Annotated in this window: 10 protein-coding genes; 9 read left to right on the top strand and 1 reads right to left on the bottom strand. The window is 49.0% G+C overall.

Annotated features, from left to right (window positions below; genetic code table 11):
- Positions 1 to 16: 16 nt before the first annotated feature.
- Complete coding sequence (locus A10D4_RS09945; protein WP_008489313.1) at positions 17 to 2,572, bottom strand: TonB-dependent receptor; 2,556 nt, start codon at positions 2,570 to 2,572, stop codon at positions 17 to 19.
- 218 nt (positions 2,573 to 2,790) lie between these two features.
- Between A10D4_RS09945 and A10D4_RS09950 the strand changes: the two genes are divergently transcribed.
- The 9 genes from A10D4_RS09950 (at position 2,791) to A10D4_RS09990 (ending at position 14,059) form a co-directional block, all read left to right on the top strand.
- Complete coding sequence (locus tag A10D4_RS09950; RefSeq protein WP_040502842.1) at positions 2,791 to 3,672, top strand: GGDEF domain-containing protein; 882 nt, start codon at positions 2,791 to 2,793, stop codon at positions 3,670 to 3,672.
- Complete coding sequence (locus A10D4_RS09955; RefSeq protein ID WP_008489317.1) at positions 3,669 to 4,673, top strand: helix-turn-helix domain-containing protein; 1,005 nt, start codon at positions 3,669 to 3,671, stop codon at positions 4,671 to 4,673. The genes A10D4_RS09950 and A10D4_RS09955 overlap by 4 nt, the downstream gene beginning before the upstream one ends.
- Before the next feature lie 401 nt (positions 4,674 to 5,074).
- Positions 5,075 to 5,608: a Csu type fimbrial protein gene (locus A10D4_RS09960; RefSeq protein WP_008489319.1), complete on the top strand. Its 534-nt coding sequence runs from the start codon at positions 5,075 to 5,077 to the stop codon at positions 5,606 to 5,608.
- A 75-nt stretch (positions 5,609 to 5,683) separates the two neighbouring features.
- Complete coding sequence (locus A10D4_RS09965; RefSeq protein ID WP_008489320.1) at positions 5,684 to 6,232, top strand: Csu type fimbrial protein; 549 nt, start codon at positions 5,684 to 5,686, stop codon at positions 6,230 to 6,232.
- A gap of 32 nt (positions 6,233 to 6,264) precedes the next feature.
- Complete coding sequence (locus tag A10D4_RS09970; RefSeq protein WP_008489321.1) at positions 6,265 to 7,137, top strand: fimbrial biogenesis chaperone; 873 nt, start codon at positions 6,265 to 6,267, stop codon at positions 7,135 to 7,137.
- Positions 7,138 to 7,161: 24 nt separating this feature from the next.
- Positions 7,162 to 9,441 carry a fimbria/pilus outer membrane usher protein gene (locus A10D4_RS09975; protein WP_008489322.1) on the top strand — a complete coding sequence of 760 codons (2,280 nt, stop codon included), beginning with the start codon at positions 7,162 to 7,164 and terminating at the stop codon, positions 9,439 to 9,441.
- Complete coding sequence (locus A10D4_RS09980) at positions 9,438 to 10,367, top strand: spore coat protein U domain-containing protein (protein WP_008489323.1); 930 nt, start codon at positions 9,438 to 9,440, stop codon at positions 10,365 to 10,367. The genes A10D4_RS09975 and A10D4_RS09980 overlap by 4 nt, the downstream gene beginning before the upstream one ends.
- A gap of 78 nt (positions 10,368 to 10,445) precedes the next feature.
- A complete protein-coding gene (locus tag A10D4_RS09985; protein WP_008489324.1) occupies positions 10,446 to 11,822 on the top strand; it encodes a diguanylate cyclase domain-containing protein in 1,377 nt (458 codons plus the stop codon).
- Positions 11,823 to 11,899: 77 nt separating this feature from the next.
- The gene (locus A10D4_RS09990) at positions 11,900 to 14,059 is read left to right on the top strand and encodes a TonB-dependent siderophore receptor (RefSeq protein ID WP_008489325.1); all 2,160 of its coding nucleotides are present in this window, start codon (positions 11,900 to 11,902) and stop codon (positions 14,057 to 14,059) included.

The following is a 14,059-nucleotide window of genomic DNA, read 5'->3' on the forward strand; positions in this document are numbered from 1 at the left end:
TATTTATCCTATCCGTTTACCAATTAACGACTTGAATACCAACGCTGTATGAACGTCCATATTGCTCATACTGAGCGTTACGAGCACGCGACCCGGTGTACGCATAAAATGGTTCATCGGTGAGGTTATTCGCATTGAAATATATCGAAATCGCATCGTTTAAACGCCAGCGTGAGGAAAAGTCCACTTGCGTATTAGCGTCCTCATGAATGTCATAATTCGCATCATCAAGCTCACCCACTTCGGCCAGGTAATCTGACTTATAAGTTGCCGCTAAACGCAGCGTCCAATCTTTATCTTCATAACCGATAGATAAATTGGCAGTGCGGTCAGATTGACTCGGCAGAGCGATCTCACGACTTTGCTGTTGACCATCATCAAACCAACTGATATCGGCACGCGAATCGGTCAAGGTTAGGTTTGCCGTTAACAATAAATTATCGCGCCAATCATCGAAACCGTGTAATTGATGCACAAGATTTAACTCGACACCACGCACACTAGCCTCATCGCCGTTGATAAAGGTTACCGCTTCATCAAAATCGACATAACCGGGACGCCCGGCTAAGTCGGCTTGATAAACAAAGTTATCGATAGCCTTGTAAAACAGCATCGCCGAGAGCACGCCCAAATGTTCATCATAGTGCTCAATACCCATATCCAGATTGTCCGACGTCAGCGGTTGCAGTTCTGGGTTACCAAATTCCGCTTTAATATCGCCATCGTCGTTCTCAACAAAATAGCCTGGCGCCAATTGCTCAAAACTGGGTCTGACTAAGCCGCTGCTATAGGCGCCACGAACAATAGTATGCTCAGTCAGGTTGTAGCGAGTAATGATAGCGGGTAACCAATTACCATCGCTGCTGTTAACGTGATTATCACTGTACTGCCCCGCGTCATCGTCGTAACGGGTGCCATCCGCTTTACGTTTGAGATGTTCATAGCGCGCGCCAGCGATAACTTGCCATGCGCGACCTTGCCAATCGAACATGGCATAGCCGGCATTAACATCTTCATCAATATCAAAGTCATTAATACGCGACTCGACGTCATCGACGTAACCGTCACGCGTTAATCGGTGAATTTGCTGATAAACCCGTGCAGGGTCAATGGCGGGACCAAAGCGATTAAAAGCGTAGTCAGGGGCATCCATAGCATAATCGGTTAAGGTTAATTGCGTCACACCAGCGTCGGCAAAGTCCTCGAAAACCCAGATATCCTCGTTCGCTTGTTTCTCTCTCTGACTCAGTTTAGCGCCGATTTTCCAAGTGATTTGTGAATCATTCAGCAGCTGATCATACGCGAGGTCGAGTTTGATATTATGCTCACGTTCATCGGTTGATGAGTCAGACATTTCTACTTCGTTGAGCGAATAACCATCAGCAACATAAGCACTATCTGGTGCCAGTAGTTGCAACTTATCTCTGCCTTGATAACCGATGCCGGCGGCAAAATCCTGTTCAAATTGAGCGCCGCCGATGCTATATGGCGTAGCCTCCTCGGCACGGCTGGTGCCCGCTTCTAACGTCAATTGCCAAGCACCAAATAGCTGTTGCGTGCCCAGCACAAAAGCACTCATCGTTTGTTCTTCCTCTCGTGCTTTTAGCTCCCGCGTTAAAGTCGCAGCGGTTAAGTCTGCAGCTAACTGCGGCTCGTCAAACTCGGTGATCAAACCTTGGCGTACCTCGTTATCGGTAAAGCGACTGTAGAGGCTGCGCAAATAATACTGCTGCCTGTCGTTGGGTCGATAATCGGCGTTTAAGGCAAACCCCAAACGTTTACGGCGAACTTGATAGTCACGCGCCTCAAATTCCTCTAAGCGACTATCGTCAGCGATGTCCCAGTTACCGCCGGTTTCAACGTTGTCAGTAGCGAACTCTCGGTCGTCATAACTCAGTGCCGCAGCCACACCAAACACATCACGCTGCTGGCCAAAGTTAAAGCGGCGGCTGAAAACGCCGGAAAATGTCGGGTTGGTCGTTTCCGCTTGTGCGTTATAACCACCCTCTAACGTCATCGAATAAAAGTTTTGCTCACGGTCAAAGGCGGTCAGGCTTTTTAATTCAACGGTACCACCGAGTGATCCAGCCGCCATATCCGGCGTCAGCGTTTTTGATACCTGTACCGACTCTAACAGCTCCGCCGGAATGACATCTAACGCCACCGCCCGACGTCCGGCTTCAGGTGCCGCTAGCTGAGTCCCATTGTAAGTCACTGCGTTGTAATCCGGTGCCAAACCACGGATGCGTATAAAACGCCCCTCGCCCTGATCCTTCTCCAGCGATAAACCGGGCAGGCGCTGTAATGTTTCACCGGCATTGCGGTCAGGAAACTTACCCATATCATCTTTGTTAGCAACATTGATGATGGCGCCAGCATCGCGTTGCTGATCCAGCGCTTTGGCTAGCGCCGCGCGTTGGCCTATAACCACCACTTCTTCGATGGTTTGTGCCGGGTTAGCTGGTTGTACATCTGTTGGCGGCTGATGGGCCGATTGTGCCAGCGCCAATGATGGCCATGTTGCTGCTTGGCAACTAGCGGCAATAGCGATAGCTAAGACGTGCCGTTTCATGCTGCAATCTCCGTTAAAATTAAACAAAAACAATCAGGCTGATTAACGGGAAGCCACACTATCGTCAAAAAATGACAATCTCAGCGTCAAAAACTCGCTCATGTGAGCCCTACTGACCACCGGTGTCTGCAGAGCTCAAGCGACCTTAAAAACGTCACGGCGTTGTCATAAAAGCACGGCAAACTACAGCGTTAAACTGATCAATTTAAGCAGCCATTATGACTCGGCAATATCGCTTACGACGTTACGCTATAACGCTACTGATTATGTTATTTGCCCTACTATTGAGCGCCCATTGGGGAACGTTAAAACCGACTCCGTTGGTAGACCCATGGGATATCCTTGGCGAGGGAAGTAGTCTGGTTATGGTTTGTATCTGGCTCTGGCTCATCTTAGCGGCACGCCCGGCTGGTCAAGTTACCGCGTATTTATATAGCGGCAGCCAATTATTAGTGTTTTCTCATACACTCGATTTATTAGATGAGTTTTTTAGCTACCCAGATTCGTTTCGGTTAATGAGCTGGTTAGAGTCGATTCCGTTGCCCGTCGGCATGTTCATTTTGACGCTGGGCGTTATTGGCTGGTATCGCGAGCAGCGGCAAGTCAATCGACAGCTACAGGGTCGCGAGAAATTTTTACGCGAACACCAATTCATCGATCCATTAACTGCACTATATACGCAAAGTTACTTGCATCATGTCGTTGAGCGTGAACAGCAGCTCGGGCAGTTTCCCTTAACGCTAATGCTACTAGATATTGCGAACTTCGATGGTATTAATCAAAAACTGGGAGTCCCTGAGGCTGACCAAATATTAATACAGATTGCGGAAAGTTTAGCGTTAAATGTGCGCCCAACGGATATTGTCTGTCGTTATGGCGGCGATAAGTTTGTCATCGTGCTGGCACGAACCAGCGCGAATCAAGGCAAACAATTACAGCGTTGGCTTAGCCATCAACTAACAGCGCTCAACAAGAACTGGCAGCTGACTTGTCACTGGCAACAAGTCAGTCAACAGCATGCCGGGCAAGACGCTCAGCAATTAGTCGCAACCTTATTGCAGCGCCACCAAGCGCAAAAATTGGTACTAACGCACTCATGAATATCGCCCAGCATAGCTTTGACTACGAGTCGCCAGCTGTGCTGGCACATATTAGCGTGTTGCCACTGATTGAGTTATTGCAGCAGCGTCAGATAGGTTTGCATGAGGTACTCACCGGCACCTGTCTGTTTGCTGAACAACTGGCAAAAGCGAATGCACGTATAACCGTGTCGCAATGGCTACAGGTCATCAATAATATCAATCGCCTGTACAGCAACGCTCAACCGAATGATTTGCTCATGCTACTCGCGAGCCAATTAACTGCCCACGCGGCGCTACCCATTGCCCAGCTACTCAACAACGCGCCTAATTTACGCTCCATGCTCCACCATTGGCAGCGCTTCAACGTACAATGGCAGCCTTTACAGCAACTCACTTATCATTGTCACCAACAGCTCTGCGATATTCACTGGCGCCCCACGGTTGGCCTGCACCAACAAGCACAACGCGTTGATGAGCTGAGCGTCAGCTTGATGCTGCGACTACTGAAAAAGTATCGCTTACAGTCAGGTGTTGTCGCCCTTGAGTGGCCGTATCCGAAGGATCGGCAACATAGCGCCTATCAAGCATTTTGGGGGTTGAATCCGATTTATCAGGGGCAACGCGTACAACTGCGAATTCAGCGACAGCTGCTCGATCAACCGTTAATCAATACGCGATATCGACAAGCCGCCCTACAACAATGTGAACTGCAGCAGCGTTTACTCGGCTATCGCCATGGCACCCTAACCATACTTCGCCAAGCTATACAACAACGGCTTCCCATACATTACGAACTTGAACAAGCCGCTAACGAGCGCCAACTCAGTATCAGTTCGTTAAAGCGCTTATTAAAAAAGCATGGCATGAGTTTTTCAACGCTGAATGATCAATTGCGCTACCATATTGCGCTTAATTCGTTAGCAAGAGAAAGCAACAGTAAGCGCGTCATTGCACAACAACTTGGTTACAGCGATAAACATAATTTCCGACGAGCTTGGCGACGCTGGGTGAATATTTGATACTCTGACGTCAATTGACGTCAACAACAAAAATAAAACAAATTTGAAAATACTGATTTTTATCGACTTAAGCCGCTCCAATGCATGACTCCCGATACTTTTTAATTTCTTATTTAGACTATTTTTTTATAAGTAAGTCACTAAAGAAAATCGTGTAGTTCTATCCCATCTTTCTAACCAACTAAAAAAAATAAAATCTATTCAAATAGTTACCCCAATCAGTTATAGAGTACTCACCGTTTAAATCACAGATAAAGTACCGCACAAATTCCAATGTTAATTAAAATACTTACGATACGCCGTGAAATTAATGATAAATGAGCCAATACTATACTTATAGTTATACATGAAAATGTATTTAACATATTTAAATACAACTAACTACTCTTGGAGTAATAGTGATGAAAATAACAAAAACCTATGCCACCTTAGCACTGACCTCAACACTATTTTTTGCCGGTCAGCTACAGGCAGATCAAATTACCGGTACGATGGGTGTTACTGCAGTGATTGGCGACGGCTGCCAAGTCGATAATGTCAGCACCGGCGGTGGTTCTAACGACTTCGGTACATTAGATTTTGGTACATTATCGTCCTTAACGGCTTATATTGATGCACAGGGCGGTGGTGCTGCGGGTGCCGGTTTCCAGTTTACCTGTACCTCAGGGTTACCTTATCAAATCGGCCTCGATACCGGCCTATACGCCTCCGGAGGCGATCGCCGCATGTCAGATGGCAGCAACTTTATCCCTTATGAGTTATACCAAGACTCGGCGCGTAGCGTACCTTGGGGCGAAATCGGTTCTGCCGACCAGTTAACCTCTAGTGGTACCGGTTCGCAACAAACTCATGTGGTCTACGGCCGTATTCCGCCAACTACAACACCGCCAGCGGGTACCTATAACGACACCGTACAAGTCACCGTCACTTGGTAATTGGTCAGTGTACTCATAGCGGTAGTTAATCACGGGTTAATTGCCGGTAACGACCACCGATAGGTTAAACCAGTTATGTTTGGCGCTTTCGTAAATCCCAAAATATCGGCTGTCGGCATAGCCCTGCTAAGCGTCTTTTCAACGTCAAGCAGCCAGGCCGATAGCGGCGTTAACGACCGCACCGTGCAACAGAGCAGTGTGGTTCGCCTATCAGTGGCAGCCTATTGTGAGTTTCCGGCAACGGTTGCCGGCGGTGATTTTGGCAATCTCGACTTTGGTGAGCTAAGCAGCACACAGCAATACCATAGCACTCAATCGCAAATCGGCGCTGGCTCGGTGGTGTTTCGCTGCACCCCGGGCGAGAGTATTCAGGTACTGATGAATCAAGGCAGCCATGGTAGCTCGATTAATCAACGTCAGATGCAATCTGCGGCCGGAGCCACGCTTGATTACCAGTTATATAGTGATGCTCAACGCTCACAAGTTTGGGACAACCAAACCGGCGTCAGCGTCATTGCCAATGGTCAACAGCAAAGTCTGACGGTGTACGGTGAAATCGCGCCACAAGCAACGCCCGCAGCGGGCACCTACCAAGATCAAGTTACCGTCACCATTGTGTATTAAATGACTTAGCAGTAGCTATAGGGATCACTTGTATGTTGTCATCGGGTCGATTTTTAGGAAGTGTTTGTCTGGCGCTTTCGCTATTCATAGCGAGCCCTGTCAGTCGCGCAGAAAGTCTGCTAATTTGGCCATTGATGCCGACCCTCGCCAGCGGCGCCAAATCGGTAGCGATTCATATTGAAAATACCGGTCAAACATCAAGAACACTGCAGTTTCGGGTTTTACAGTGGCAGCAGCCGAACCATACCGATCACGGCTGGGATAGCACGGGTAGACATGAAACCTATCACCAACAGCAACGAGTTATTGCAAGCCCACCGGTGGCAACGATAGCGCCAGAAAGTACGCAACTGATCCGCCTAGTTTATTTTCAAGGAACAGTACCTGAAGCTGAACAGGAGCAAGCATATCGCGTGCTTATTGACGACATCACACCAATTGCCGCTGATAACGACAATGCCTTTAATTTTCGCATGCGTTATTCCGTGCCACTGTTTTTATCACGGCCGCAAACCGTACCCATGCCTAAAAAAACCGGCAGCTACAGCGATTATCTGAACGAGCACATCAATGTTTATTGTCGTGCCATTGATGATGAGACTGCCGAATTACATATCCATAATCATGGCGCCGTGCACCTGCGTTTAGCGCAGTTACAGGTGTTGGGAGCCGAGCAACAAACCCTATTCCATAATGGTGAGGGACTATTTGGCTATGTTTTGCCTGGTGCTAAACAGCGTTGGCAACTGCCGGTCAGTTGTAACCAGCTACAGCAAGGCGAACTTAATGCCCGCGCGCATCAAGTGTCGCTGCAAATGGATGTGCAACCGCACTTCCGCTCACCGGTTAACGATGATGAAGATGAAGAGGAACTGACCAATGAACTCAGTGCCGTTACCGATTAATACTGCAGCTAGTCTAGCCTCATTATGCGCTTACAACGTTATTGGTTGCTCATGATGCTGGTCGCTTTCAGTCAGCGCAGCTATGCCGAATTGCTGTTTCTGGACGTTTACATTAACCGCTGGAATAGTGGTGTACAATTGATGGTGGAGCAACAGCAGGATCAATTACTACTAGACGCCCAGCCACTCCGGCAATTACTGCCCAACTTACCCATCGCCACCGGTGATCGCGTCGACATCAATAATTTACCGCTGCAAGATTATCGTTATGACAGCAGCACGCAGCGGCTCTACTTGACGATCGAAGAGCAGTACCTACCGTTGCAACGTATTCGCCAACAAATTCAGCGTCAGCAACAGATTCCCTACAGTCAAGCCGACGCGGTTTGGTTAAATTATGATGCAGTGGCTGACAAGTCACTGAACAGTAGTGATTATTTAACCGGCTTAAATCTCGACTTCAATAGTTATTGGCAAGGTTGGCAATTTAATCATCAACACATATTGCGTTATAGCGACAGTGACGGCTATAGCAACGTACGTTTAAATACCACACTGCAATTTGATGACAACGAGCGTACCGAATCATGGCTAGTCGGCGACTTTGTGACACGTTCGCCGAGTTGGGCGCGCAGTTACCGCGTCGCGGGTATCAGTTGGGGTAAACAATATGCCTTGCGACCCGATTTGGTCACCCACCCCTTACCCAACTTTAGCGGTAGTGCGGCAGTACCCTCGACCACCGACTTATTTATCAACGGCCTGCAACGCGCCAGTAGCGATTTTGTACCCGGCCCTTTTAGCATCGAGACACAACCCTTTATATCCGGTGCTGGTGTTGCCACCTTAGTCAGTACCGATATGTTCGGTCGCACTACCCAAATCGAACAACCCTTTTATGTCTCGCGCACGCTACTTGCTGACGGTTTAACCGATTATAACTTTAGTCTGGGTTACTTGCGTGACGGTTTTACCGAAAGTGGTAGCAACTACCAACCTAATCCCGTATTGAATGCCAGCTACCGCTACGGTGTTAACAACATGACCACGCTGGGTAGCTACCTAGAAAGCGACCATCAATACGCCAACATCGGTATCGAATGGCAACAACTGCTTGGCCGCTGGGGTGAAATCGCCATTGCCTATCGACAGGGGCTGGGTAATAGCGACGGCCATACGGGTACCATTAGCTACGAATATATTAGTCGGCGCTTTAGCGTTGGTGTGCGACATAGCCAACGTAACGCCAGCTTCGACGATGTTCTCAGTGCTCGCGAAGGCACCATGCTGCCTGAACAAACCAGTCAGGCTAACCTCACCTATAACTGGCAACGTTATGGCGCTGCATCCATTGCTTATATCAGGCAGCGCGGCAGCCGATTTGGCGATAATGAACTCTATACCGCCAGCTATAGCTATGCCCCCAGCCGCGACTGGGCCTTTTTTATCAGCGCCAGTAAAGACGTCAGTAACGGTGCTTATGCAATAAGCCTAAATATCAGCGTGCAGTTAGATAGCCAAAACAACCTCACCGTTACACAAAACAGCGACACCGGTGATAGTAGCTATCAACGCTATCGTTATAGTCACGGTAACGATAATTATCGTGGCTGGCGCTACAGTGTATCGCAGACCACTGGACTTATGCATAACCAAACGCAGGGGCTGGTTAACTGGCAAGGCGATAATTTTCAGGCCTACTTGGGTGGTAGTGGCCAAGCCGATGACTATCGCTTGTATAGCGGCGTGCGTGGTGGCGTCATTGGCATTGCTGGTGACACCTGGTTAACGCGCCCGGTCAGTCAGTCATTTGCTTTAGTCAGCAGCGATTCGGCAGCTATGCCGGTGTATTTATCTAACCATTTGGTGGGCGAGACCAATGAAGACGGCCAGTTACTTGTCCCTGAACTGGTGGCAAACTTACCCAATAAAGTCAGTATCGACCCGTTAGGACTGCCCGCCGATCATGTCATCACCGATACCGAAAAATGGGTTCGGCCAGCGGGCATGACCGGCGTCCATATTCACTTTGACGTCGAGCAAATTCAACCGGCACTACTAGCGGTACGGCTTGATACCGGTGAAACCTTGCCCATCAGCAGTATTGTCGGCAACGCCGAGCAACAAACCATTAGCGGCTGGCAAGGGCTGGTTTATTTAGCGCAACAACCGCAACAATCGCAACTAGCGGTCGAGCTGCCCGACGGCCGCCGTTGCCTGATAGACTTAAGTCAGGTGAGTCAATTTAGTCAAGTACAAGCCAATGAAGTCACGTGCCACTTAGTCAAACGGAGTCGACCATGATACGTCGACTACGTTTGCTAGGGTTGTTACTCGCATTGGCGGTTGCTCCGATGGCACAAGCGGTTTGTGTAGCGCAACCACCAGCGGCGGTGAGCCTGGGAAATCAAGTGCCGTCAAGCAGCGTGCGCGACGGCAGCTTGAACAGCAATGGTGCCGTTTTTATTAGCTGTAGCCAACTGATTAGTCTTAACTTACTGGCGCCAACCGATCTCAGTTATACCGTCACCGCCAGCACCAATAATTTTCAACTGCGTAGTAGTCAGGGTTATAACATCCCCTATCAGCTCTCTAGCCAAGCTAATTTTGCGCAAATCATCGATCAAGTTGGCGAGGGCTATAGCAGTATGAATAGCATTATTCTATCGGTGCAGATCGGTTCAGGCTTACGCATTCCGATGTATTTACGCACGCTCCCGACCAACACCCCAAGTGGCACCTTTAGCGATCAGTTAACCATCCAATTTAACGGCTCCATCTGTTTGATCCGCGTGGGTTCCATTTGTACCTTGCGAGAAAACCTTAACAATGCGATAACCTTGAACGTACAATTGACGGTCGATAAAACCTGTTCCCTAACGGCCAGTACCTTATTCGACCTAGGCGAGTACGGATTACTGGATAACGTACCAGCGCTGCCGATGAATATCGACATTAACTGCACCCGCACCGAAGGCTATCAACTGTATATCGACAATGGCACATACTACGATGGCAGTTGGCGACGCCTACAAAATGCAGCAGGAAACTTTATTAATTACCATATTTATCATCCGCAAAATAATACCAGCTTAGATATCAACAACCCGATCACCGCAGTAGGCAGTGGCACTACTCAGCGCCATCAACCACTCATTCAGTTGGCGCCCAACCAACAAGCGGCTGTCGGTGTATACCAAGATACCGTCTTGATCACCGTCAGTTATTAGCATCCACAACGCATAGGCAACTATGCCTGATCCGGCTTTTCCGTTATGCTACGGGTAATAAAAAAAGCAGGTCAAATAATGCTCCGAAGTTTACTCAGCCAACACAAATCGTTTTCGCTATTAACCGTTATCATGATGTTTATCGGTTCAACAATGGTTATTGAATATGTCCAAAAACTATCCAATGATCGCGCCGAACAACTGCAACGCAGCGAAGCGATTAACTTACTGTCTGCGCTGCGCGCGGAAATTGAGGGCGAAGTCAATGCCGTGCTGCACTCCGCGCGTTCGTTGGTGACCTACATTGCGGTTAACCCCGATAGCCAAGCGAAAGACTGGCGTGATCTTGCCAATGAGGCGTTTCGCAGTAGCCGTCATGTACTCAGTATTAGTATCGCCCCCGATAACGTGATCAGCTTTGTTTATCCATTATTAGGCAACGAAGAGTTGATTGGCCGTAGCTATCAAAGTGCAGTTAACCGTTGGCTGCCACCGGAGATGAGTGAGCAGCATTACGCTTCGATTAAGGTGTTAGGTCCGATGCCGCTGGCGCGCGGCGGTTTAGGCTTAGTCGCGCATACCCCCATTTTCACCAACCACGTCATTTATGCCAAGCGCCAATGGGGTCAGGCTGTGGTGATCATCAGCCTGCAGTCAATTTTAGCGTCTGGTAGCACCATGCTGAATAGCGATAATTTTACCATCGCCATTCGAGGCGTTGACGGTTTAGGTGCCGATGGCGATGTGTTTTATGGCTCTGAAGCAACCTTCGAGCGTGCGGTTGCGTCATTAAACGTGAGCTTTCCAAACGGCAACTGGCTGTTGGCAGCAACGCCCAAACGTAGCAGCTTAAGTTGGCTTGAAGCCAACAGCGTACGACTTGCTGGCTATCCCATGGTGGTTTTATTGCTCGGCTTACTGTGGGCATTTTTAGCGCTTTACCGGGAGACTCATGGCGAGGCTCGACGCGATCCGTTAACCGGCTTAGCCAATCGGCGTCAACTGATGGATCGATTGTATCGTCGCCATGCCAGCGGCAATAGCTTTACCCTGCTGTATATTGATTTAAACAGCTTCAAACCCATCAATGACCGACTCGGTCACCACGCTGGTGATAACTACCTGCGCGCGGTTGCCGAGGTACTACGACAAACCTTTATTCAAGCCGATACTGTTGCCCGTACCGGTGGTGATGAATTTGTCGTGTTGTTTGCCAGTAAAAACGGTGCGCGAAAAAATACGACTGAGACGAATGCGTTATGCCAACAACTCACGCAAGCGTTTGCGGACAAGACGGTCATATTGCATGGCGAAAGCTTTGTCATTCAAGCCAGCATTGGCTGGGCCAACTATCCCGACGATGCGGCTGATATTGATGGCCTGCTCAATATCGCCGACCAGCGCATGTACGCACAAAAGCGTACCAACAAAGAAAAAGCTAAACAGTCTATTTAGTTTTATTAACAAAAACCTTGAAATGATAACGATTTGCATTTAGATTGTTGCGCATCATTCATAGACGGTTTTTTGTTATGCATTATTCAACGTTAGCATTGGCGCTTGCCAGCGCCCTGTGTTCTTCGTTCGTAGTCTCAACCGCCGCCGCTCAACAAAGCTCCACCAGCAACAGCGAAGCAACCGATATTGAGCGTATTAGCGTCACTGGTCGCGCACAGACGCTTTATCGCAGCGATAGCAGCAGCTTGGCGACACGCACGGCGACCCCGATAGCTGAGATCCCACAAAGCATTCAAGTGCTTCCCGAAGCGTTGATTGACGATCAGGCCGCACGACAAATTACCGACTTGTATCGCAGTATTAGCGGTGTCAGTACCTTTAGCTACTCAGGTGTCACCTTCCGCGGCTTCCGACAAGACGAAGTGTTATACGATGGCTTGCGCGGCGACCCGTTCAGTAGCCTTGCCGTACCACAGTTATTTAATATCGCCCAAGTGCAGGTGCTCAAGGGCCCTAATGGCGCTATGTTTGGTAGTGGCTCACCGGGCGGCATTATTAACTATGTCACAAAAAAACCAACGGCAACGGCGCAGCGTGAAATTAGCCTTGGCTTAGGTAACGATGATTACCGCCAAGGCGCCATTGAACTCAGCGGTCCGCTGACCGAGAGTGGTGACCAACGCTATCGTGCGGCTTACTACTACGACGACGAAAAGCCGTTTCGTTTTAATACTGAGCAAACCAACCGCATACTCGATTTAGGTTACGCCTTTGATATTGGCAACCGCACTGACGTTACTTTGCAATACACCAATTATCGACAAGACTACCAAGGCGCTCGCTTACGCGGTGTGCCGGTTGATAACGACGGTAATTTTTTAACCGATAGACGCTGGAATCATAACGAAGCAACCGATTTTCAAGTCATGGACGCCGATGTCTATCAAGCTCGTTTAAATCACGATTTTAACAGTAACTGGCGCGCCGATTTAACCGTCCGCCATTACCAAAATACCGAATTACAAAATTATCATGAGCCGCGTGGCTTAATTGATGCCGAGGGTAATGCGGTCAGCGACACACGCGATGCAATCGCCAGCTTACGACAATTCCGTAATCAGGTGCGCGACAGCAAAGCGACCAGCGTTAACGCCAACGTGGTGGGCACCTTAATGAGTGGCCAATATGAGCATACCCTGCTATTCGGTTGGGAGTACCTTGATTCTGAAAATAGCTTCCGCGGCGATAACGCCAATCCTTTTGACAGCGATGGCAACCCAGTGGTGCCCTCGTTAGATTTGCTTAACCCGCAATATGGCGTGGCCAAAGGTCCATATGGAACTGATCCATATAGCGTTGAGGCCAGCATCACTGATACCCGTCGTGATGGCGTTTACGTACAAGATCAACTGCGCATCAACGAACGCTTTAACCTATTAGCTAGCCTACGTTACGACCAATTTGAGGACGACGTCAGCGGTGTTAAGTTTGACGATTCAGCCTTGACTTATCGTATCGGCGCCACCTACCAATTGACCGACTGGGTGCGTACTTATGCACTTTACGGTACTGGCTTTAATCCGCAGGCGCCGGACAGCCAAGACGTTGCCGTCGGTGGTCCCTTTGATCCAGAAGAATCGACCATTTATGAACTGGGTGCACGCTGGTCGTTATTGAATGACGCCATTCGTTTAAGCAGTGCGGTTTATCAAATCGAACGCGAAAACATTCTGCAAGCGACGGCTGAGATCAGCGACGATGGCCGCTCGATTTTAAGCAATGTGGGCACCGTGCGTAGCCGTGGTGCAGAATTAGACTTACTCGGCGACCTCACCGATAACTGGGTATTGAATGCTTCATATGCGTATAACGATACACGCATTACCGATACCGTGCCGGGCCAGATCATCGATTGGTCGGCGGGCGATCGCTTCCCGAATGCGCCCAAACATCAATTCGGTTTATGGACGCGTTATGAATTACCGTTCTTACAGTCATCGATCGGTGCCGGCATGGATTATGTGAGTGAACGCATCAGTATGTCGAATCAACGCATCAAGCCCTACACGGTGTTTGACCTAAGCTGGCAGAGCCATTGGCAACAATGGACCTTACAGGTTAACGTTAAAAACCTATTCGATAAGACTTATGCCGCCAGCGGTTTTCTTGACCGCACCGGGCATTTCCCCGGCGAGCCACGCCGCATTTATGCCAGCGTCAGCTATAGCTTTTAA

The sequence above is a fragment of the Idiomarina xiamenensis 10-D-4 genome (assembly GCF_000299895.1).
Lineage (GTDB): Bacteria > Pseudomonadota > Gammaproteobacteria > Enterobacterales > Alteromonadaceae > Idiomarina > Idiomarina xiamenensis.